The sequence below is a fragment of the Lysinibacillus sp. UBA6686 genome, assembly GCF_002455205.1.
GTDB classification, from domain to species: domain Bacteria; phylum Bacillota; class Bacilli; order Bacillales_A; family Planococcaceae; genus Lysinibacillus; species Lysinibacillus pakistanensis.
This window is the reverse complement of record NZ_DKJS01000024.1, coordinates 36922-59468: the sequence shown is the minus strand read 5'-3', so window position 1 is coordinate 59468 and position 22547 is coordinate 36922. Positions and strand designations below refer to the sequence as shown.

Annotated in this window: 19 protein-coding genes and 1 pseudogene; all 20 read right to left on the bottom strand. The window is 38.6% G+C overall.

Annotated features, from left to right (window positions below; all coding sequences use genetic code 11):
• Window positions 1-54: 54 nt before the first annotated feature.
• Window positions 55-690 carry a YczE/YyaS/YitT family protein gene (locus tag B2R82_RS06765; RefSeq protein ID WP_283870641.1) on the bottom strand — a complete coding sequence of 212 codons (636 nt, stop codon included), beginning with the start codon at window positions 688-690 and terminating at the stop codon, window positions 55-57.
• Window positions 691-1023: 333 nt separating this feature from the next.
• Window positions 1024-1518, bottom strand: a complete 495-nt coding sequence (gene ybaK / locus B2R82_RS06760; RefSeq protein WP_286924128.1) for a Cys-tRNA(Pro) deacylase — start codon at window positions 1516-1518, stop codon at window positions 1024-1026.
• Between the two features lie 22 nt (window positions 1519-1540).
• The gene (locus B2R82_RS06755) at window positions 1541-2299 is read right to left on the bottom strand and encodes a hypothetical protein (RefSeq protein WP_286924127.1); all 759 of its coding nucleotides are present in this window, start codon (window positions 2297-2299) and stop codon (window positions 1541-1543) included.
• A 317-nt stretch (window positions 2300-2616) separates the two neighbouring features.
• Window positions 2617-3186: a VanZ family protein gene (locus tag B2R82_RS06750; RefSeq protein WP_286924126.1), complete on the bottom strand. Its 570-nt coding sequence runs from the start codon at window positions 3184-3186 to the stop codon at window positions 2617-2619.
• Window positions 3187-3392: 206 nt separating this feature from the next.
• Window positions 3393-4928 carry an acyl-CoA carboxylase subunit beta gene (locus B2R82_RS06745; RefSeq protein ID WP_286924125.1) on the bottom strand — a complete coding sequence of 512 codons (1536 nt, stop codon included), beginning with the start codon at window positions 4926-4928 and terminating at the stop codon, window positions 3393-3395.
• Between the two features lie 232 nt (window positions 4929-5160).
• The gene (locus B2R82_RS06740; RefSeq protein WP_286924124.1) at window positions 5161-5943 is read right to left on the bottom strand and encodes an enoyl-CoA hydratase; all 783 of its coding nucleotides are present in this window, start codon (window positions 5941-5943) and stop codon (window positions 5161-5163) included.
• A complete protein-coding gene (locus B2R82_RS06735; RefSeq protein WP_286924123.1) occupies window positions 5943-6857 on the bottom strand; it encodes a hydroxymethylglutaryl-CoA lyase in 915 nt (304 codons plus the stop codon). Before B2R82_RS06735 ends, B2R82_RS06740 begins: the two co-directional genes overlap by 1 nt.
• Before the next feature lie 15 nt (window positions 6858-6872).
• Entirely contained in the window at window positions 6873-7085 is a 213-nt protein-coding gene (locus tag B2R82_RS06730; RefSeq protein ID WP_031418413.1) for an acetyl-CoA carboxylase biotin carboxyl carrier protein subunit, read from the bottom strand.
• A gap of 81 nt (window positions 7086-7166) precedes the next feature.
• Complete coding sequence (locus B2R82_RS06725; RefSeq protein WP_286924122.1) at window positions 7167-8516, bottom strand: acetyl-CoA carboxylase biotin carboxylase subunit; 1350 nt, start codon at window positions 8514-8516, stop codon at window positions 7167-7169.
• Window positions 8517-8531: 15 nt separating this feature from the next.
• Window positions 8532-10164 (bottom strand): annotated as a pseudogene (locus B2R82_RS06720) (AMP-binding protein).
• Window positions 10165-10212: 48 nt separating this feature from the next.
• Window positions 10213-11355 carry an acyl-CoA dehydrogenase gene (locus tag B2R82_RS06715; protein ID WP_286924121.1) on the bottom strand — a complete coding sequence of 381 codons (1143 nt, stop codon included), beginning with the start codon at window positions 11353-11355 and terminating at the stop codon, window positions 10213-10215.
• A 313-nt stretch (window positions 11356-11668) separates the two neighbouring features.
• Entirely contained in the window at window positions 11669-12286 is a 618-nt protein-coding gene (locus tag B2R82_RS06710) for a TetR/AcrR family transcriptional regulator (protein ID WP_286924120.1), read from the bottom strand.
• A 387-nt stretch (window positions 12287-12673) separates the two neighbouring features.
• Window positions 12674-13726 (bottom strand): hypothetical protein, encoded by a 1053-nt coding sequence (locus B2R82_RS06705; protein ID WP_286924119.1) that lies wholly within the window; start codon window positions 13724-13726, stop codon window positions 12674-12676.
• A gap of 33 nt (window positions 13727-13759) precedes the next feature.
• Window positions 13760-14866, bottom strand: a complete 1107-nt coding sequence (gene menC / locus B2R82_RS06700; RefSeq protein WP_286924118.1) for an o-succinylbenzoate synthase — start codon at window positions 14864-14866, stop codon at window positions 13760-13762.
• 1 nt (window position 14867) lies between these two features.
• Window positions 14868-15680 carry a GNAT family N-acetyltransferase gene (locus B2R82_RS06695; RefSeq protein WP_286924117.1) on the bottom strand — a complete coding sequence of 271 codons (813 nt, stop codon included), beginning with the start codon at window positions 15678-15680 and terminating at the stop codon, window positions 14868-14870.
• A gap of 52 nt (window positions 15681-15732) precedes the next feature.
• Entirely contained in the window at window positions 15733-16848 is a 1116-nt protein-coding gene (locus tag B2R82_RS06690) for a M20 peptidase aminoacylase family protein (RefSeq protein ID WP_286924116.1), read from the bottom strand.
• Between the two features lie 5 nt (window positions 16849-16853).
• Complete coding sequence (locus B2R82_RS06685) at window positions 16854-17723, bottom strand: MurR/RpiR family transcriptional regulator (protein ID WP_286924115.1); 870 nt, start codon at window positions 17721-17723, stop codon at window positions 16854-16856.
• A gap of 204 nt (window positions 17724-17927) precedes the next feature.
• On the bottom strand, window positions 17928-18692 hold the full coding sequence (locus B2R82_RS06680; RefSeq protein WP_286924141.1) for an SDR family oxidoreductase: 765 nt from the start codon (window positions 18690-18692) through the stop codon (window positions 17928-17930).
• A gap of 201 nt (window positions 18693-18893) precedes the next feature.
• A complete protein-coding gene (locus tag B2R82_RS06675; RefSeq protein ID WP_286924114.1) occupies window positions 18894-21086 on the bottom strand; it encodes a DNA topoisomerase III in 2193 nt (730 codons plus the stop codon).
• 311 nt (window positions 21087-21397) lie between these two features.
• Window positions 21398-22468, bottom strand: a complete 1071-nt coding sequence (locus B2R82_RS06670) for a glycosyltransferase family 2 protein (RefSeq protein WP_286924113.1) — start codon at window positions 22466-22468, stop codon at window positions 21398-21400.
• Between the last annotated feature and the right edge of the window lie 79 nt (window positions 22469-22547).

Here is a 22547-nt window from a genome sequence, read left to right as displayed (position 1 = left end):
AGCAAAAAAAATGAGAAGCTACTTCTATCCCTTATGATAAAAGTAGCTTCCTATTTAATAGAAAGGCTTCATATCCTCAATATTGCCAATACACTTCATTAAAAGCTTTCGACAATAAGGTAATGAATATTGCACAATATAGCCTGATGTTAAAGCAATCACCACTGTCCCTACACCAACAGGACCCCCAAGCAACCAGCCGAAAATTGTCACTAACACCTCTATACCCATTCTCGCCGTTTTAATGGTCCCGCCAAATTTTTCAACCAGAATCATCATCAATGTATCACGTGGCCCAGCTCCCATATTGGGTGCAATATACATGCCACAGCCAAAACTTAAAACAAATAAACCTATCACAAAATAAGTAACCTGTAAGCTATATATATTCGTTGATGGCAATAGCCAATTAAAAACATCTATAAATGATCCAATTAGTAGCATATTGAGCCATGTTCCTATCTTCGGCCATTGTCGTAAAACAATTGAGGTCGAAGCAACAATAAAAAGGCCTGTTAAAATAGACCACGTCCCAATCGATAAACCAAAGTTTTGGAATAAACCCACATGCAACACATCCCATGGGCTTGTCCCTACAATCTTGCCCTTAATAGACATAGTAATCCCAAGGGACATAACTATTAAGCCGCCTATAAAAAATGCCCAACGCCACCCCATAACTTTTTGCATTTCATAACCCTCTCTATCTATGTATGATTGCTCTAACTGTACCATAGTTTCTACAAAAAACGAGGGGATGTGTCTTGCCTTCTCTTATAAAAAAGTTTTGGTTACTTGAGCGGTTTCCTTGCTGGCTGAGCGAATTCTTTGGCTTCCTGAGCGGTTTCCTTTGCTGGCCGAGCGGGTTGTTTCTATAGCTGAGCGGTTCTACTCACTAGCCGAGCGGATTTTTTCTCTACCGGAGCGGTTCTCCCAGTTAGCCGAGCAATTTATTTGACCTCCTGAGCGGTTCTCTTTAACAAAGAAATGGTTATTAAATTCAAATAAAAAACTACCCACCTTTCATTCATGGGTAGTTGTAATCGCTTCCAGCTTTGCTTTCGTGACAGCAATTAAATCAGCTAATTGTACATGGATTTGCATGCCAATTTTACCAGCGCTAACAATAATATCGCCTTGCTCTTGTGCCGATGCGTCAATGACTGTTGGATAAAGCTTTTTCATGCCTACAGGTGAACAGCCACCACGGACATAGCCTGTATAGCTCAGTAACTCCTTGACAGGAAGCATTTCAATTTTTTTCTCTCCTACAACCTTAGCAGCAGCTTTTAAATCAAGCTCTTGAGCAACAGGAATAACAAATACAAAAAGCTTTTGCGCGCTTGCCTTTGCCACTAATGTTTTAAAAACGCGAGAAGCTGGATGGCCAATTTTTTCAGCGACTGAAATACCATCTACTTGACCATCGCCGGTTTCATATTCAATTACTTCGAATTGTATTTTTTGTTGCTCTAACAATCGTATAGCATTCGTCTTAGCATGTTTTGGCTTTGCCATCATAAAACTCCCATCTGCAACATTAAGCTATCATCGAGAACGTAGCTTCATTCCCTAGTCGATAGCCGTTTTTCGCCATTTGGATATGGGTAGCATATTTTTCAGAAGCATGTTTAAATGTCAGTGCCTTGAATGCCTCCCCATAGCTCTTACCGAAAATTGTATCTGCAAATGGATTTAATATCAATTCCTTCGAAAAACGTTCTGGTACTTTGACCTCAATGACTTCATTGAAATAAGCAGGCTCGTTGTCAGTTATTACATTTTGATTGAATTCCTGCCCCTGTAATTGTGCCTGAATTTGTTGAATTTGCGCATTTGCACTTGCCGCTATACGTAAATCTTGGGTGGAAGGCTGTGCTGGTGTTAATGCTGCATTCCGTATCTGCTCTAAAATCCGCAAAGTATTTTCTGGATTTATTCCAACTACATCTTCATCATCTGATAGCTGGAAGGAGGAAATTGATTCAACCCCCTCACTGCTGACCATCTTATTTGCTTGTTCATGAGCCAGCACATTCTTTTTTGTTTGTTCCATCTCTTGAAAAATGGCTTGTTGGTGGGGCGTGACTTCCTGTGATTGCTCTTTTTGTTGCTCGTAGAGGTCTAAATCTTTTTGTCCTAATAATAAATTCTCAAGCTCTTGCAATATTGGATTTTTCTTTGGCTGAAAATACAAAGCATTTTTTCGATAGGCATCCCCTGCTTCTTTTCGCTGTAATACTTTCTTGCGATTTGAAGGTGAAATTCTTTCATGTTCTATTAAACTTGATATTTTCATATAATCACCTCTGCTTTCTTACTTAATATGCAAGTTAAATATTAGATATGATAATAACCCTCTATTAACTATATCTCTACCACCTGAACAATTTCTGTACACTCATTATCGGAATTTTCTATATTAAATTCAAGTACAAATTACTACTAACCTCCTAAAGAAATAATCAATTTTCATTAACATAGGTATAAATACCTTTATAAAATCCTATATTTTCTTTTAATTATAACATTTCTACGAAACTTAATACTTTTTTCACCTTCCAAATAGTGTTAATTCCATACAAAAAAACAGTCTTTTGGCATAGACTGTTTCTACTATTTTTTTTTAGGTTTAATAAGGATACTTTTATAGGCTAGATAACCAAACCATGCACCAAGCGTATTTAAAATTAAATCATCAATATCTGCAGAGCCAACCGTAAAAATAAATTGTATCGTTTCTACTGCTAAGCTGGATAAAAAACCTACACAAATCACTGCCCAAGCTTTACGAAACCTTTTGGATAGCAAAGGCAACAAAAAACCCATTGGTGTAAATATTAATAAATTGCCAAGTAAATTAATAATTATGATTTCCAAATTAAAATACTGAGAGTAGTTTATATAGCGTAGAATAGTTTCAAAGGGTACAAAATTTGTGGTTAATCGCCAGTCACTATAATCAAACAGACCTAATTCAACGAGTGAGTATTCGTTCTTCCATAAAACTAGGATGACGTCTACTAGACGATCAATGACTAATTTATAAAAAGCAATAAATGAGTAGATACAAAAAATTACCCACCCTATTATCTTTATGGGAGAATAATATGTATCAATCCATGAACGATAAGGCAATGGGAGTTTGGCATCACCTTGCATATTAGAAATATTATTTTTTTGCATGCCTAAACAACCCTACTTCCTTTAGATTCTTCCCATATTTTAATATGCCTCCCATTCCCATGCAAGAAATATATTAAGTTAGGTTTATATTTAAGCATGTTTAGACAGATTTCAAAAAGCCGACTCATACCATTGAGCCGGCCTTGTCGTTTATCTACGGGATTTCTGCACAAACCTAGCATTAGGGAAAGGTCTCTCCAATGCTTTTATACTGGATTTACTCCATGTTTACGTTCTGAGAATAATAAGTATTTTGACATATATAGCTCTAAACGTGATTCAAGTACTGTTCTTAAATCATTCGGCGCAATCACATCGTCAATGATTAGCTCTGATGCTAAACGATAAACATCAATTTCCTCCTGATATTCTTTGCGTTTTTCCGCAATAAAGCTTGCTTGCTCCTCTTTCGGAAGCTCTGCAATTTTATTGGCATACACAGCGTTCACTGCGGCCTCAGGTCCCATTACGGCTATTTGAGCATTGGTTAGTGCAATACAGCAATCCGGCTCGAATGCTGGGCCTGCCATGGCATACAATCCTGCCCCATATGCCTTACGAACAATGACCGTCAGCTTTGGAACTGTTGCCTCGCTCATAGCAAATATCATCTTTGCACCATGGCGGATAATGCCAGCCTTTTCAACCTGCGTTCCAATCATAAAGCCTGGTACATCTGCAAGGAAAAGGAGCGGTATATTGAACGCATCACAAAGGGAAATAAATTTTGCAGCTTTATCAGCCGAATCGTGGAATAATACGCCTCCTTTTACACGAGGCTGGTTTGCAATGATGCCAACCGATTGTCCTTTAATACGACCAAGCCCCGTTATTAGTTCGGGAGCAAATAATTTTTTAACTTCACAAAATGAATCTTCATCAATAATCCGATCGATTAATTTATACATATCGAAAGGAACATTTTGATTTTCAGGAATTAATTCTTCAATAGACTTATCAAATGATGCGGGTGGTTTTGCCTCTTCGACCCTGCTACGTTCTGCATAGTTATTTGGGAAATAGCCTAAATATTTTCTAGCATATGCAATGGCTTCCTGCTCTGTTTTAACGAGTACATCTCCACAGCCAGAAATTGAACAGTGCATTTTTGCACCACCCATTGTTTCTAAATCTACCTTTTCCCCAATAACCATTTCTGCCATACGTGGAGAACCTAAATACATGGATGCATTGCCCTCTACCATGACAACGATATCGCAAAAGGCAGGAATATAAGCGCCACCTGCTGCGGATGGTCCAAACAATAGGCATATTTGTGGTACTTTCCCAGAAAGTTTTACTTGATTGTAGAAGATACGCCCTGCACCTCTTCGTCCAGGGAACATCTCTAATTGGTCTGTAATACGAGCACCTGCTGAATCAACTAGATAAAGTAATGGACAGTTTAACTTTTCAGCTGTTTCTTGAATACGAATCATTTTTTCTACTGTACGTTTACCCCAAGAGCCTGCCTTAATTGTTGAATCATTCGCTAATACACAGACAGTACGACCATGTATTTTACCGATTCCTGTTACTACACCATCTGCTGGCAAATCACCTGCTAAACAGTTCGCATAGAGACCATCCTCTGATTGTAATCCATCGTCTAGTAATAATTCCAGTCGTTCCCGTACAAAGAGCTTTCCTTGTTGTGCATTTTTATCATGATATTTCGGTAAACCACCTGCTAAAATTTTATCCTTTAGTGTAGTTGAATTATCTGTCGAAATATTGCTCATGTTAATTCCTCCCTTTGCCCAATCAGTTATGCCATAATATCATGGCACTTAGTGGCCTTTTGGTTTCTTACAAAATATCAATTTCGCCTTGGCGTAATTGTAGCTACCGCTTTGCTTTCGATACAAAAGACATTTACTGAATGTAGATAAACTATCTCCTACAATCCACCACATCCATCCTTGCTGCATCTGTTTTATACAGCAGCAACAGAATGTTAATTACAGTTCCATATTATTTCCCTGAGTATTGTGGTGTGCGCTTTTCTTGGAAAGCAAGCAAACCCTCTAATCGATCTTGTGTAGGGATCAGAGCACTATATGCGAGCGATTCAATTTTTAAGCCACTTGCTAAATCCACCTCAATCCCCTGGTTCATCGCTAATTTTGCCTGAATTAAGGAAAGCGGAGCATTTTTAGCCATTTCTTGTGCAAGCTGTATTGCCTTAGCATGTACCTCATGGCCCTCGTAAACGTACTCCACAATGCCATAGTCCTTAGCTTCCTCAGCACTTAATCGACGCGCTGTATAGATTAACTCTTTTGCTTTTCCTATGCCGATTAAACGTGGAAGACGCTGCGTGCCACCTGCTCCTGGAATAATGCCAAGAGAAGTCTCAGTAAGTCCGACTTTTACATGTTTAGCAGCAATACGTAAATCACATGCTAACGCTAACTCTAGACCACCTCCAAAGGCGACACCATTTAATACAGCAATGACAGGTTGGGAAAGTGCCTCTACTTTCGTTACAGTTGCACCAATTAACTGGACAATCTGCCTAACCTGTTGATCAGACATACCCTTACGCTCTTTTAAATCAGCACCTGCGCAAAATGCCTTTTCCCCAGCACCAGTTAATAGCACTACTCGTACTGCTGAATCTCCGTTGATGTGATCAAGTGTTGCACCTAACTCTTTCAGTAGTTGGACAGACATCGCATTTGCAGCGTCAGGTCTTGTTAGTGTTATAAGTCCAATGCTTCCTTCTACTATTTCAAAACGAACGAGTTGCGTCATTATTGAATCGCACTCCTTTCATTACGGACAATTGTCATCTGTTTAGATGCAACAGTCTTTCCAAGTTTCTTTTCTATAAAAAGTGCCGCCTCTAGCACTTTATTCATCTCTACACCTGTTTTAATACCCATTCCATCCAATAAATACAATAAATCCTCCGTGGCCACATTGCCTGAAGCTCCCTTAGCATATGGACATCCCCCTAGTCCACCAAGTGCACTATCAAATTTTGTTATGCCCATTTCTATGGATTTTAGGATGTTAGCGAGTGCAGTACCTCGTGTATCATGAAAATGCATTGCAAAATGCTCTACAGGGTACCTTTTTAGCAATTCGTTTAATAAGCTTTCAACCTGAGTCGGCACGCCAATGCCAATCGTGTCACCAAGTGAAATTTCATCGACACCCATTTCTAATAATTTTTCAGTCACTCTCAAAACCTTTTCTGGTTGTATGTAACCTTCATAGGGGCAGCCTATCACTGTTGAAATATATCCACGCACATTTTTATGAGCTGCCTTGGCCCCTGTAACTACTTCCTCTATTATCGGAAATGTGTCTTTAATCGTTTTATTTATATTGCTTTGATTATGGCTTTCACTGGCTGACATAAAAACGCTCACTTCATCTACTTCTGCCTGCAATGCCCGCTCTAAGCCGCGCATATTCGGTACGAGTGCTGCATACGTAATATCTTTTTGCCGTTTAATGGCTTGAAGCACTTCTACTGCATCTGCCAATTGCGGTATCCATTTTGGATGAACAAAGGATGTGACCTCTATATAATTCAAACCTGTATGACTAAGTAAATTTACTAGCTGTACCTTGTCAGCAGTTGATAGATGAGTCTTCTCATTTTGCAAGCCATCACGAGGGCCTACTTCCTTGATCGTTACATGTGTTGGTAGTTGCATCCAGAAGCCCCCTTCTTATTCAATTTCTAAAATATCATCATCAACATTAATGAAATCTCCTTCATTGGCAATGATTTTTGTAACCACGCCATCCTCTTCTGCCGCAATTGGAATCTCCATTTTCATGGATTCTAATATTGCTACATCTTGACCAGCTGTCACTTTTTCTCCTTCTGCCACCACGATTTTCCATACTGTTCCCGCCATGCTTGCTTTTACTGTTGCCATTGTCCATCACTCCTAATTTTAAGTAGGGCATTCGCACGCGTTAGAAGAGGGTGCGAATGCTTTGAATATTTTTTATTTTGACTATGCTAATTGCGGTAAATAATATTCATCCACAAATTTAGTCGTTGTATTGCCTTTTAAAAATTGTTCATGTGTAACTGTCTTCAAGAGCATTGGAATATTTGTTTGAATTCCTTCCACTTTATAAGTTTGAAGTGCTTGAATAAGTCTTTCACATGCAATTGCGCGTGTATTTCCCCACACAATTAACTTGCTTATCATTGGATCATAGAAAGGTGTTACCGTTGAATCTGCCTCTACACCACATTCATGTCGAATACCTTCTCCCTGAGGTAGCTCTAGCGCTGTGATAATACCGGGCGAAGGGAAAAACGTGGAAGGATTTTCAGCGTATATGCGTACTTCAATGGCATGCCCTTCTTTACGAATACTCTCTCGTGTAAACGTTAACGGCATTTTTGCTGCAATCTTTAATTGCTCCTCCACCAAATCCAGCTTTGTAATTTCCTCTGTTACGGGATGCTCCACCTGTAGACGTGTATTCATCTCTAAAAAGTAAAATTGTTGATTCGCATCTACTAGATATTCAATCGTACCAGCATTCACATATCCAATATGCTTTGCTGCCTTGACGGACACTTCTAGCATACGCTCTCTTGTTTCATCTGAAATGAAGGGAGATGGTGCCTCCTCCACTACTTTTTGGTTTCTCCTCTGGATTGAACACTCCCGTTCGAAGAGTGGTACAACATTGCCATGATGGTCTGCAATTATTTGAACCTCAACATGGTGCGGATTGGCAATAAATCGCTCCATATACATTGTGCCGTCTCCGAAAAATGACTGTGCTCGCTTTTGATTTCCCTCAAATGCCTTTGCAAGCTCCTCAGAATTTTCAACAAGCTGCATACCGATACCGCCACCACCAGCAGAAGCTTTTAACATCACTGGATAGCCAAGACGTGCAGCAATTGCAACTGCCTCTTCTACATTTGCAATAGGTGTTTCTACACCTTCTACAATTGGGACACCCGCTGCCTTCATCGTTTTTCTTGCCTCTAATTTACTTCCCATCGAGGCAATAACATCCGCACTCGGTCCAATAAATGTAAGGCCTGCCTCTGTACAACGCTTAGCAAAATCAGCGTTCTCTGATAATAAGCCATAGCCTGGATGAACAGCATCTGCACCGCTTTCCTGTGCAATTTCAAGGATACGATCAATATTTAAATAGCTCTGTGCAACAGGCGGCTTTCCTACACAATATGCTTCATCAGCATCTTTAACATGAAGACTGGCAGCATCCGCCTCTGAATACACTGCAACTGTTTGAACATTTAGTCGCTTACACGTTCTTATAATCCGCCTAGCGATCTCCCCACGATTAGCAATTAAAACCTTCTTGAACATATCACCGCCCCCTTCCTACATTACTGTCGCAACAAAATTCTCACGTAATTTATACTTTTGAACCTTCCCTGATGCAGTCATTGGATAATGATCAATAAAGAAAATATGTCGCGGAATTTTATGTCTAGAAATTTTATCTCTGCAAAAGTCCCGAATCTCTTCTTCTGTTGCTTGTTCTCCATCTTTCAGGATAATCCAAGCAGCCGCTTCCTCCCCATAAACTGGATCAGGAACACCAGCCACCTGTACATCAGAAATTTTTGGATGCTTGTATAGGAACTCCTCAATTTCTCTCGGATATAAATTTTCACCACCACGAATAATCATATCTTTTTTACGANNTTACTCGGATATAGCCCCCTTCATCCATCGTTGCTAAATCTCCCGTATGCAGCCAGCCTTGCTGATCGATGGCAAGATCCGTTTCTTCTGGATTCTTATAATAACCTTTCATCACGTGATAGCCTCTTGTGCAAAGCTCACCTTGCTCAAGTGGTGCAGCTTCTTCATCTGTACCAGGAACGACAATTTTAACTTCTAGATTCGGTAGTGCACGCCCAACTGTTTCTACCTTTAATGCGAGTGGGTCATCTGTTCTTGTTTGTGTAATTACTGGCGATGATTCTGTTTGACCGTAGCAGATGGTAATATCCTTCATCCCCATTTTTTCGATAACAGCCTTCATCACCTCAATAGGGCAGTTAGAGCCAGCCATAACACCCGTACGTAATGAGGATAGATCAAATGACTCAAAATTCGGTAAATTGAGCTCACTAATAAACATCGTTGGTACACCATGCAACGCTGTGCATTTTTCTTTTTCAACTGTTCTCAGTACCTCAGCAGGTGAAAATTCCTGTACTGGCACCATCGTCCCACCAGATGTTGTGATAGCCAGTGTTCCAATGACGCATCCGAAGCAATGGAAGAACGGTACAGGAATACATAAACGATCCTTAGAGGTTAATTGCATGCATTCTGCAATATTTAAAGCATTATTCACTAGGTTATAATGCGTCAACATCACGCCCTTTGGAAAGCCTGTTGTACCAGAAGTATATTGAATATTAATAACTTCATCGTAATGAAGTGATTGCTGTCTTTGATTTAATTGCTTCTCTGTTACTTGCTCAGCAGCAGCTAAAACCTCAGACCAATTCAGTACTCCAGGATATTTCGTCTCACCGATTAAAATAACATTCTTCAATAAAGGCAGTCGCTTAGCTTGTAAATTACCAGGTTCACAATGCTCAAGCTCTGGACATAACTCTTGTAGTGTATTGATAAAAGAATGGTCGCGATAATTTTCAATTAAAAAAATTGTTTTTGCATCGGATTGCTTTAATAAATATTCCAACTCACTTGCACGATAATTTGTATTCACTGTGACGATTGGGGCGCCCATTTTGCCTGTACCAAATTGTAACTGTACCCATTCTGGAACATTTGTTGTCCATACTGCGATATGTTCGCCCTTTTCTATACCAAGAGCCATTAGCCCTCTTGCAACTAAACGACTTTGACGATTTAACTGCTCATAGGTCATTCGTAAATCCCTATCTGTATATACTAATGCTTCGTGCTGTGGATACTTCTCAGATTGTTCATCTAGCAATTGACCAATAGTTTGATACACAAGTTCTGCCATGAGAATCCTCCTTTATTATGCTATTTAACTCTTTTCAGCAAAGGTTTTTTAACAGCCAATTAGACGAGAAATAACGAGACGTTGAATTTCTGATGTTCCCTCACCGATTTCCATTAATTTAATATCACGTAGATGGCGCTCGACATCGTATTCTTTCATATAGCCTGAACCACCATGAATTTGAATTGCTTGATTACAAGTACGGAAGCCCATTTCAGAAGCAAATAATTTTGCCATTGCAGCTTCCTTTCCAAATGGTTTCTTTTGATCCTTAAGCCATGCCGCCTTATGTACTAATGTACGCGCAAGCTCTATCTCCATTGCCATATCAGCTAGTTTAAACTGGATAGCCTGTAGCTTTGATATTGGTGCACCAAATTGCTCCCGTTCTTTAGCGAATTTTAATGCCTTTTCATAGGCAGCCTGTGCAATTCCTACTGATAAAGCCGCAATTGAAATTCGTCCACCATCCAGCGTATTTAAAAACTGACTAAATCCTCGTTTTTCGTCCCCTAAAAGATTAGCTCTTGGGACACGCACATTCTGTAAAACAATTTCACAAGTATTGGAGCCACGAACACCCATTTTGTCGTAATTGCAATTTATCGTTACACCAGGTGTATTCGTTGGAACAATAATAGATGAAATAATTTTTTTACCATCTTCACGCTTACCTGTTACTGCTGTTACTATAATTTGACGTGCATAGCCTGCATTTGTGATCCAGCATTTTTCCCCATTAATAACGTAATCATCACCATCAATAACAGCTGTTGTTCGCGTACCACCAGCATCTGAACCTGCATTAGGCTCTGTTAAACCGAATGATCCTAATGTCTCACCTTTTGCTAACGGAACAAGCCATTCCTGCTTTTGCTCCTCTGTGCCGAAATTATAGATTGGTGATGCCCCTAAGCTAACAGCCGCAGCATAGCTTAATCCAGTACCTCCACATGCACGCCCAATTTCTTCGACTGCTAGTGCGTAAGACACCGTATCCCCACCTGAACCGCCATATTCTTCAGGAAACGGAATACCCAATAAGCCTAGCTCAGCCATTTTTTTAAAGCTCTCTATTCTCATTGTAGATGTCTCATCAACCTCACGAGCATACGGTTTAATTTCTTTTTCCGCAAAATCACGTACCATGTCTCGAATCATCGCTTGTTCTTTCGTTAATTTAAAGTTCATCCCTAGTCCCCCTAATTTCTAATTTGCCATAGCAGATTGCTCAGATGACAGTTGCATGCATTAATCAATATCGCCTTGGCGTAATTACGTCCAGATTTGGAATGGTGCCCAGACTGCACGAGAGCCGATATGATATCGGTCATATCGACAAGAATGAGTCTCTCTTTTTTTCAATAGAAGTCTGGACACCCACTGTAAAGGAACCACATCCTATTCATCCACCACCTTAAAGGCGGAAGTCTTTTACTGAACGAAGAAAAGTACCGACTAGTCGGTTTGTAAAAACAATTAATAAAACCAGTGATATTACTGGCTACCCCTTTACCATAAATTGTTTTGCTTCCTCCATTGCTTGTTCTGTCACAATCGCACGTAATACCATATCAGTGAAGACCTCTGTAATTTCCTCCATTGTCAATGGACCCGTTTGTTTATACCATTTATATGTCCAGTTAATCATTCCAACAATGGCCATTGTGACAATTGTACACGGTAATTCCGTACGAAAATCTTTGGTTTGTTGGCCCTCTCCTATTACTTTTTGTAAAATATCCCGATATTGATCCCTTTTTTTATGAATAATTTCACTATATTCCTCTGGAAGTGAACGACTTTCCTCATAAAAAACAGTAATATGTGCCTGATACATATCAAATACTTGTGTCAGTGTTTGCAGCATTGCACATAAGCGTGTAATCGGTGTATCGTACTTGTCATAGGCATCCTGTGACTGCTTAATAACATACGAAATAAATACATCGTGAATTTCATATAACAATTCATCTTTCGATTTAAAATTATGATAAAATCCACCCTTTGATGCCCCAATATATTCGACAATGCGATCAACAGTTACATTGTGATAGCCATCTTGCTGAAACAGCATGACTGAAGCGTCTACAATTCTTTGTTTTAACGTTTTCTTTACCATAGGCATCTATCATCCTTCATCTAGCTCTTTACTCTATTACTCCTTATAATTTAGAAAAAACATTGAAAGAAAGTCATGTTGATTAATTTTATTTTTCCTAATTATAAAAATACTATGACAACATTAATATAGCATTCATAAAAAAAGGTGTCTAGCAGTTAATATAGATTTTATTTAAAATTACGAGAATTTATCATACATTAAGTAGAAATTTAAAATCACCAAATACATACTTACTGTATGATTGCTCTTTAGCTTTCATCACTGATTTCATAAAAAAATTCCTAATGCCAATGCAATGGCAAAAGGGAAGAAGAATTTTTGATCTCACTCAAAAATTGGGTATGTCCGCTGAATTAGAAAACGCATTTATCTTACTACCTTGAATCAAGATAAATTTTTCGGTTTTCGTAGCCAAGACATGACAACCGCTATAATTAGAGCAAAGCCTAAATAGCCCATTGTTGAATATACCTTACCAACCAAAGTTGTAAACCCGACTAAGCTTGCTGCAAAGCCTAGTAAACCAATGACCACAATACCTAGTTTAAAATATTTATGCTCAGGCGCTATAAAACGCACTGTAAATGCATAAAACATACCAACAGCTGTATTATACATCATTCCTAATAAAGCGATGGACATTAACACCCCTACTACAGGATGGATTTGCTTAGCAAGCTCTAATGTTGGCATCGCTACCCCACCAACTACATCCATTTTTACGAACATGGCAATATTAATTAATATTATTAAGACACCTAGCATTAGTCCGCCTAGCATGCCACCAATACCAGCAACTTTACGTTCTTTTACAGTCCCACCCATAACAATTAACATCGCTGCACCAGCCGCAATATTATAAGATACATAAAGTAAAGCACCCATTAGCCAATTTGATGCTGCAGACGTTTGCTCTTTTGCTAAAGTGTTTTGCTCTGCAACCGTTAAGTCCATTGTGAATATGGAGTAAATTAAAATAATAAAAATAATCCCCATTAAATACGGTGTCACTAATGCTATTATATTAATAATATTTTTAACATTTAACAGTAGTGTTAAAATCGTTATAAGCATCATAAAGATACTACCAATCATTGGGTTAATACCGAACATTTGCTGAAATGTTGACCCTGACCCTGCAAACATAACGACTGCAACGCCAAATAAGAAAAACGTAATAACAATATCTAAAATAACCCCAATATAACGCCCACCAATGTAATAAATAACCTCTTTATGAGATGTCGTTTGTAGATCTGTCCCTAATTGTGCTAGACTCATACCCAAAAATGCAAAGGCAAAGGTTGCAACAATTCCTCCTACAATACCGTACAAGCCAAAGCTCGTGAAATATTGCATAATTTCTTGACCTGATGCAAAGCCAGCTCCAACGATTAATCCTACAAATGCGCCTCCAATTTGCCAACTTTTTTTCATAGAACACCTACTAATCTCAATTTACTTGTCAAATTATTGATATGTTTTTTTTGCAACTGTAAATGATTCAATCGTTTCTCTATTAATTTCATAGCCAATTCCTGGTTGCTGAGGTACTTCTATATAACCATCCTTCACGATAACTTCAGGATCGATGATGTCTTTTTCCCAATAGCGATTTGAGCCAGCAGTATCACCTGGTAAAATGAAATTAGATAGAGTTGTTAATGCGACGTTATGAGCGCGACCAATGCCAGACTCTAACATACCACCACACCAAACTGGAATATTATTGGCCTCACAATAATCGTGAATTTTCCTTGCTTCTGTCAAGCCACCCACACGGCCAATTTTAATATTTATAATTTTTGTACTGCCCAATTCTACCGCCTTACGAGCATCCTCTAATGAATGAATACTTTCATCCAAACAAATGGGTGTATCAATTAGTTTTTGTAATGTAGCATGATCAATGATGTCATCTGATGCTAATGGCTGTTCAATCATTGTTAAATGAAAGGCATCAAGTTGCTTGAGTGTTGCAGCATCCTCAAGATTATAGGCTGAATTTGCATCTGCCATAAACGCTACATTGGGAAACGTTTCACGTAATGTACGCATTACCTCTACGTCCCAGCCAGGCTTTATTTTAATTTTCATGCGCTTATAGCCTTCCCGTACATATCCATCCACTAGCGTTACCAAATCGTCAATTGAATTCTGGATGCCAATACTGATTCCTACTTCAATTTTGTCCTTTTTCCCCCCTAGTGCTGCTGCCAGTGTTTGCTTCGTCTGCTGTGCATAGATATCCCAAATTGCTCCTTCAATTGTTGATTTCGCCATATTATTTTTGCGGATAGGCTTAAATAGTTCATTCACTTCGTCTGGATGCTGAATCTCTTTATTCAACAAAAGAGGTATTAGGAAGTCTTCTAACATATGCCAGTTAGTTTGTAGCGTTTCTTCATTGTACCAAGGAGAGTGAAAGGCAACAGATTCACCCCAGCCAACGATTCCAGATTCATCTTTCGCCTCTAACACTAAAAAATCTCTATCATGAAATGTGCCAAAGCTTGTTGTAAATGGTGCCTTTAATTTCATTTTGAGTTGTCGAATTGTGATTTCTGTAATTTTCATCTTATTTTTCCCCTTCCAGTGGTAAGGCTGTTTTTTTCGTCAGCACATATTCATTGTATTTTTCTTGTTGCTGTAATTTCACAACAGCATATCCCTGTGCAAATAGCTGCTGTAAAATATGGCGTGTTTTAAAACGCCAATCTAATGCCAAATCTGGATTTTGCACTTTCAATGCTTGAAAATCCTTCGGTACTGGCAACACATAAAATTCTTTTGTATATTTTAAATTTTCAGTTATTTCTAAGCGTAGAAGGCCTTGCTCATTTAGGCTACAGCTTGCCACAGGAACTGGATTAGTTACTTCAATTACGATATCCTGTATCACATAGTCAGATGTTAAATGCCAACTTACCTCGAAACGATCGGACGGTAGCCCTTTATTTAAACCATCCTGCATTTCACCGTAGCAATTTTCGATATACGTATAACAAATACCCTTTAATTTCGAAAGATTTAAATAGGCATTACGCGTTTCTAAAGGATCAAAGGTCCATACCATTAAATCATAGCCCCGATCAATCGCAATCGCTCTTTGTGCCAGCTTTAATTTTTCACCTATCCCTTGTGAACGATAATTTTTATCAATCCCCAACATATGTGAGCATAAGAAGCTTTTTCCCTCTCGAAATCCTGAAAAACCATAGCTAAATCCAACTAAACGCTCCCCATCATAAGCACCAACAACAATCCCTCCATTCTTCACTGCTGTTAAAGTTTGATGGAGAGGTATGGGAGGCATATCCCAGACCTCATATTCTAATTGCTGAACATGCTCCAATTGATCGATCGTGTTTATTTCTTTTATATCAATCATGGCCTTCTCTTCTTTCTCTCTTGTATCCCAAATTTATTGGGTAATAATTCTGCTAAAGCGCACGTAAAATCGCTCTTGTAATAATATTTACACCAGTAAGTAGTCTATCTTGATTAAAGGTCATTTTGGGATGATGAAGACCTGGTGTAACACCACAACCTAAACCCAGCATTGTAGCTTTTAGATGAGGCCGCTCGAACGTATAAAAATGAAAATCTTCCCCACCAGGTGTCACAACAGGTGATGCACAGGCCTTTTCACCGACCACATCGATTATAGCGGCGTTCATATGCTGTAATGCTGCATCATGAACTAATGCGGCAACAATATGTGCTTCAACTTTAATGTCAATTTTAGCACCATACATTGCCTCTATTGATGCCCTTACTCGTTCTACTCCCTCTGTAATAATTTGCATGACCTCATTCGTTTGAGCTCGGGCATCAATGCTAAAGGTTGCTTTTCCAGGGATAATATTAGTGGAAGAGCCTCCAGCATTAAATTGCGTCATTTTGACAGAAGCTGAGACATTGGGGTCCGTCCAAATTTTTTGTAAACCCTCTACAATTGCTGCGCCAACCTCAATGGCGTTTATTCCTAGCTCTGGTCGTGCACCATGAGCCTCCTCCCCGATAATGGTTCCTGTAAAGAGTTTGGCTGCACCGTGGTATAGTGCAGGTGCATATGTCCCATCCTCTAGCTCCTTTAACGGACGAACATGAACACCAAATAAATATTCTAGGTTATCCACAAGCCCCTTCTTGACCAATGCACTAGCACCTTGCGCTTTTTCTTCAGCAGGCTGAAATAAAATACGAACCGCCCCGGAAAGTAAATGCTCCATATCCTTTAAAAGAAGCGCTGTCCCAATAGCCATCGTCATATGACCATCATGTCCACAAGAATGATTAGCCTTAAAGACACCATCTACCTCCTGCCAAAGCGCATCTATGTCGGTACGAAAGCCTACTTTCGGTTCTCCTTTCCCAATATCCACATAAAGTCCTGTCATATCGTCGAATAAATGAGGCTCCATCTGTGCCTCTCTTAATATAGCGGCAATATATTGTGTCGTTTCATGCTCTTGCCAGCTTATTTCTGGATGTTCATGTAGATGTGTAAATATATCAGCCAATCGCGGCTGTAGGTTTTGTAAAACTTGATTCATGTTGTTCAACTCCATCGATTTGCTAAAAAGCTATTTTGGAAATCATCATATTTTACGCGCTGATTTTCATAATAGTCATGATCATGTGCCGTCATCCCTGCAATTAATGTATTCAAGAATGATACTAGTGCAGGCATAGCATCAATTGTTGACATCTCTTGCTGTTCGTTAACAAAGGTAATCGTCGAATATTGTGTAATTGGTGCAATTTGAGCATCCGTAATGCCGATAATCTCACAATTTTTTTCTTGTATTTCTGCCGCAAATTGAATCGGTTCTTTAAAATAACGATGGAACGATAAAATGATGACAACACTTTCCTCGTCAATATCCTGTATAGCACGAATGACCTCACTCGTTTCAAAGTTTAATAGCACAACATTTGGCCTCAAAAGATTTAAAGTAAAGTGTAGCCATTGTGCCGCTAAATAGGAGGAGCCATTACCAGCAATATAAATTTTTTTCCTTGTATGCAACAGCTTCGTAGCTTTATTAAAATCTTCCTCATTAATGCCCTTTGCCACCTGTAAAATATGCGATGCATCCTTTTCCATTGTCTTCTCATAAAAACGTGGATTTTCAAAAAGAACCTGCTTTGAATGCAAATAATTTTGCAAGCTGCTTGTTTTCCCTTCATTGAATAAATGCAAGGTTATTTCTCGCTGTAACTGAGCATAGCCAGAAAGCCCTATCGCATAGCAAAAGCGTATGACCGTTGTTTCACTGACACCTGCTTTTTCACCAACATATGCTGCCGAATGAACGCCAACTATCTGCAAATTTTTCAGAATAAAAGTTGCTACTTTTTGTTGGCTTTTAGAAAGCTCTTGAAATTTATCTTGAATGACTTGTTGAATTGTTCGATCATCTCTCAAAGAAGTACATCCTTTTTTTATTTGTTTTTGAAGTTTAAACTTCATTTTACATGTTACATAGAGTATCACAGTTTTTTTCGTAATTCAATACGTTTTCTGAAATTTCTGTTTATATGGTTAATTTTAAGCATAAATCAAAAAACCCTGTAACCACGAACTTTTACAGGGTTGCTCTTATTAGGTTATTTCAACAGATAGGCATTTCTATAAATGAGATCCACCACTAGCATCCAGTAATTGACCAGTTATCCAACGGCTGTCTGAGGATGCTAAAAATACTGCAATATCCGCCACATCTTCAGGCTCCCCCCATCTCTTGAAGGTTGAAAGGCCCGCCGCATATTTTTGTCCATCAGGATGTTGCAAGGTTTCAGCATTCATCTCTGTGTTAATAATTCCAGGCTGAATAGCATTGACCGTAATATGACGGCTCCCCAATTGCTTGGCTAAAAGACGAGTCAATGTGTCAATAGCTCCTTTTGACATACTGTAGGCGAATACACTTGGTGATGCTACACGCGTTACAAAGGAAGAGATATTAATAATGCTTCCCCCATCTTTTAAGCGTGGTAAAGCTTGCTTCGTAACAAAAAGTGGTGCCTTGACGTTTATTTTCATAATCTCTTCAAAGGATTCCTCTGTTGTCTCCTCTAAAGTGACAATTTGACCAATCCCAGCATTGTTAACTAAAATATCAATTTGCTTACTGCCGGTATGCTCTAAAACACGATTATCTAACTTCATAAATAACTCATGAATACCCTCTAGTGTACTCAAATCTGCACCAATCGCACAGGCCCTTCCACCAGCTTGCTCAATCTGACGAACAACTACTTCCGCCTCCTTTTGCTTTTTTCCATAATGCACTGCCACAAATGCACCCTCTTGAGCCAAACGTAATGCAATACTACGTCCTATTCCTCGACTCGCTCCTGTCACAAGAGCAATTTTGCCAACTAGTTTTTCCATACGCCCATCTCCCTGTTTAAATAGTAGTTGAATCCTTTTTGTATTAAACGGCTTCATTCAGATGGTCCCCTAATACAGACAGAATCTTATCATGGAACAATATTTGAAATGTTGCTTTCTTATTTTTCGTTAAGTAATGAGTATGGCGTTGTGAGAAATTAGAAAAAGCAACAGTTTAACAAAAACTGCTGCTTTTTAGAGTTATTCATCTAATTTTAAACCCTTTAACAAATCTGCGAATGCATTATTAAGTGGCTCAGTCTCTTTCTCTTGCTGCTTCAAGTATTTCTGCACACTGCGCTTATCAACTTTACCGCCACCTTCTTTTTTACGACGGGCTTCAAATGCTGATAATTTTTCACGATATCCACATTTACACACAAAAATTTGTCCTTCACCTTCACCACGAAGCTCTAGCTTTTTCTTACATTGTGGGCATCGTGCGTTTGTGACACGGGATACATTTTTCCGGTGGCCACACTCTCGATCTTGGCATACAAGCATTTTGCCCTTTTTACCATTAACCTCAAGCATTGGCTTACCACAATCCGGACAGGACTTTGTTGAAATATTGTCGTGCTTATATTTTTTAGCACTGCCTTTTATTTCAGCTACAATTTCTTTTGTATGCTCTTTCATTTCATGAATGAACGCATCTTTTTTTAATTTCCCTTTGGCAATCAACTCAAGCTTTTGTTCCCACTCCGCTGTCGTAGCAGGAGAACGCAATTCTTCTGGCACTAGGTCTAGGAGCTGACGACCCTTAGAGGTGATATAAATTTCTTTCCCTCCACGCTTTTCAATTAAAAAAGAGTTGAAAAGCTTGTCAATTATATCTGCGCGTGTAGCAACCGTTCCTAGCCCACCTGTAGATTTTAACGTATCCGCTAGCTTCTTATCATGGGTGTCCATATACTTCGTAGGATTTTCCATTGCTGATAATAATGTTGCCTCTGTAAAGCGTGCAGGTGGTTTTGTTTGACCTGATGTTTGGGCAATTAGCTTTGTTTTTAATACCTGCCCTTGCTCTAAACGAGGAAGGAGCTGCTCCTTAACATCATCAGTGGATTCATCATCATCAAATCGATTTTGATAAACCTCTTTCCAACCAGCATTTATTACTGTTTTTCCTCTAGCTATAAATTTTTCATTACCGATTTGGGCTTGTACCGTTAACTGCTCATATTCATGAGCTGGGAATAAGACAGCTAAAAATCTCTTTACTACTAAATCATAAATTTTACGCTCTTTATCATTGAATGCAGATAAATTTACATAGCCTTCAGTTGGAATAATGGCATGATGATCAGAAACTTTACTATCATCTACAAACGATTTATTCGCTTTAATTGGCTTTGTTAAGATTTTATTAGTTAATGAACGATATTCACCAATGCCACATGCTTTGAGACGCTCTGGCAGTGTGCCTACAAGATCAGATGATAAATAACGTGAATCTGTACGAGGATATGTCAGTACCTTATGAGATTCATAGAGCTTTTGCATAATATTTAATGTTTCTTTTGCCGAATAGCCAAATAATTTATTGGCATCACGCTGTAATTCTGTTAAATCATAAAGACCTGGGGCAAATGATTTTTTAGGCTTACGGTCAAGTGCAACAATCTTTGCATCCTGGCTGCCTAATGCTTTGACAATAACATCCGTTTTTTCTTTATTAAAGCTACGCGAATTGCCGTTTGCGTCTTGCCAAGTAAGCTTTAAGGAATCTGTTTGTGCTTCAATACCATAATAGGTTTGTGGTTTAAAGTTTTTAATTTCATCTTCACGTGCAGCAATAATTGCCACAGTTGGAGTTTGTACGCGACCACAGTTCAACTGTGCATTAAATCTTGTAGTTAATGCACGAGTTGCATTTAAACCAATGTACCAATCAGCCTCCGAACGGGCAACAGCAGCAGCGTATAAATTATCATAGTTGTTACCCGGCTTTAAATTGGCAAATCCCTCTTTGATAGCTTTATCTGTGACTGATGAAATCCATAGTCGTTTCATAGGCTTCTTCACATTTGCTTTTGCAATAATCCAGCGGGCTACTAATTCACCTTCACGTCCAGCATCTGTTGCAATAATAATTTCTTTTACATCATTACGATTTAATTGTGACTTTACAGCATTATATTGCTTTCCTGATTGCTTAATAACTGTTAAGCGAAGCCGTTCTGGCAGCATAGGTAAGTCTTCCAAGTTCCATGTTTTATATTTCACATCGTAGCTTTCAGGATCTGCTAGTGTTACTAAATGACCAAGTGCCCAAGTTACAATATATTTATCTCCCTCTAAAAATCCGTTTCCTTTTTTATGACACTTCAATACATTTGCAATATCGCGGGCTACTGAAGGTTTTTCTGCTAGTACTAAACTTTTAGCCAAATTGTAAACATCCTTTCGTCAATCATTGTGTTTAATATAGCATAAGAGCTTTACATTTTGCGATTTAAGAACACATTCAGGCATATGAATGTGTTCCTTTTCTACCCATCAAAAAATATTGCATACTCTAACTCTTCAAACATATGTTGAATTGACAGAATATTCTTTGATTCGAAAAGGAGATGGTTAGATGGAAGCACGAAATTTTAGACCTCGAAATGTCATTTTTATGACTGTTGTTGTTTTTATTGCCGTGTTAATTGGCCATGGTATTTATATTCATTTTATTGATGTTCCTTTCCCTTAAGTTATTATTTTTTTAATTGCTTAAGCAAGTACTTTCGATTGTCGAGTATACGAGGGTCATTCGGTTTGAATTGACGGGCTAACTCATTATGTTGATGTGCATTTTCATAAAGATGCAAGCGATTGTACAGCAGGCTTAGCTGTAAATGAGGAAGCCATGTAGAAAAAACAGGCTTATGAATACTAAATAACGGTTCGGAAGGCTGCTGCAAGGCTTGTGAGTACCAATAAATAGCCTCTTTATTTTTAAATTGCTCCATAAAAAATTGACCCATTCGACAGCATGTTTCTGGTCTTGGTCGATCATACAGTAATGATTGCACAATAACTTGATTCGCTTGTTTGACATCATGAAGCTCCTGGTAGCAATCTGCTAAACTTAAGCAAGCCTGAATTTTATCGTCAGCAGAGCCTGTTACAGAATCTAGGAAACGATGATATTGATTAATCGCTTCTAAAAAACGCTGATGGTTTTTTAACTCATTGGCATAATGAAACGTATCTCTAGCTGAAAATGAATACCCTTCTTTCTTTAAACGTTCATAAATACGAATATTACGATGAACATCTCTTTTTAAAGGTAAATGTGTCACCGCTATATCGCTATGATAAAGCTGGCCCGATACTTCTAAATATTCGTGAACAGCATCATACCATTGAAAATGACATTGCCGTTTTACTAGACGATATCTTTTTTCACGTGACTCTACACTGCCATCAGCATCCAGCGCTATATCATAATCCATAGAAACAGCATCGACATTAGGATACAAAGAATGTTTAAGCTGCAGTAGCTTTTGTTGATGCTCTCTTGTTATCACATCATCTGCATCAAGCCAAAGGATATAATCTTTCGTAGCCTGCTGAAAGGAAAAGTTACGTGCCCTCGCAAAATCATCACACCATATAAAATCATAAATACGTGAGGTATAGTTTTGGACGATATCTTTTGTACGATCAGTCGATCCCGTATCAATAATATTGATTTCATCCACTACATGCTGAACAGAATCTAGGCATCTTTCAATAATACATTCCTCGTTTTTAACAATCATACATAAACTAATCGTAAACATCTGTCCCCTCCCTTTATTTGTAGTAATATATGCAGACTTATCAATTTATCGAGACATTTTTTCAATTTATCACCCTATT

Bases quoted from the DNA above. Each gene is read 5' to 3' on its own strand.
- B2R82_RS06740 (WP_286924124.1), bottom strand. From the start codon at position 5,943: ATGACGCAACTCGTTCGTTTTGAAATAGTAGAAGGAAGCATTGGACTT.
- B2R82_RS06710 (WP_286924120.1), bottom strand. From the start codon at position 12,286: ATGGTAAAGAAAACGTTAAAACAAAGAATTGTAGACGCTTCAGTCATG.
- B2R82_RS06670 (WP_286924113.1), bottom strand. From the start codon at position 22,468: ATGTTTACGATTAGTTTATGTATGATTGTTAAAAACGAGGAATGTATT.
- B2R82_RS06705 (WP_286924119.1), bottom strand. From the start codon at position 13,726: ATGAAAAAAAGTTGGCAAATTGGAGGCGCATTTGTAGGATTAATCGTT.
- B2R82_RS06680 (WP_286924141.1), bottom strand. From the start codon at position 18,692: ATGGAAAAACTAGTTGGCAAAATTGCTCTTGTGACAGGAGCGAGTCGA.
- B2R82_RS06735 (WP_286924123.1), bottom strand. From the start codon at position 6,857: ATGCAACTACCAACACATGTAACGATCAAGGAAGTAGGCCCTCGTGAT.
- B2R82_RS06745 (WP_286924125.1), bottom strand. From the start codon at position 4,928: ATGAGCAATATTTCGACAGATAATTCAACTACACTAAAGGATAAAATT.
- ybaK (WP_286924128.1), bottom strand. From the start codon at position 1,518: ATGGCAAAGCCAAAACATGCTAAGACGAATGCTATACGATTGTTAGAG.
- B2R82_RS06725 (WP_286924122.1), bottom strand. From the start codon at position 8,516: ATGTTCAAGAAGGTTTTAATTGCTAATCGTGGGGAGATCGCTAGGCGG.
- menC (WP_286924118.1), bottom strand. From the start codon at position 14,866: ATGAAAATTACAGAAATCACAATTCGACAACTCAAAATGAAATTAAAG.
- B2R82_RS06730 (WP_031418413.1), bottom strand. From the start codon at position 7,085: ATGGCAACAGTAAAAGCAAGCATGGCGGGAACAGTATGGAAAATCGTG.
- B2R82_RS06755 (WP_286924127.1), bottom strand. From the start codon at position 2,299: ATGAAAATATCAAGTTTAATAGAACATGAAAGAATTTCACCTTCAAAT.
- B2R82_RS06690 (WP_286924116.1), bottom strand. From the start codon at position 16,848: ATGAATCAAGTTTTACAAAACCTACAGCCGCGATTGGCTGATATATTT.
- B2R82_RS06750 (WP_286924126.1), bottom strand. From the start codon at position 3,186: ATGCAAAAAAATAATATTTCTAATATGCAAGGTGATGCCAAACTCCCA.
- B2R82_RS06715 (WP_286924121.1), bottom strand. From the start codon at position 11,355: ATGAACTTTAAATTAACGAAAGAACAAGCGATGATTCGAGACATGGTA.
- B2R82_RS06695 (WP_286924117.1), bottom strand. From the start codon at position 15,680: ATGATTGATATAAAAGAAATAAACACGATCGATCAATTGGAGCATGTT.
- B2R82_RS06765 (WP_283870641.1), bottom strand. From the start codon at position 690: ATGCAAAAAGTTATGGGGTGGCGTTGGGCATTTTTTATAGGCGGCTTA.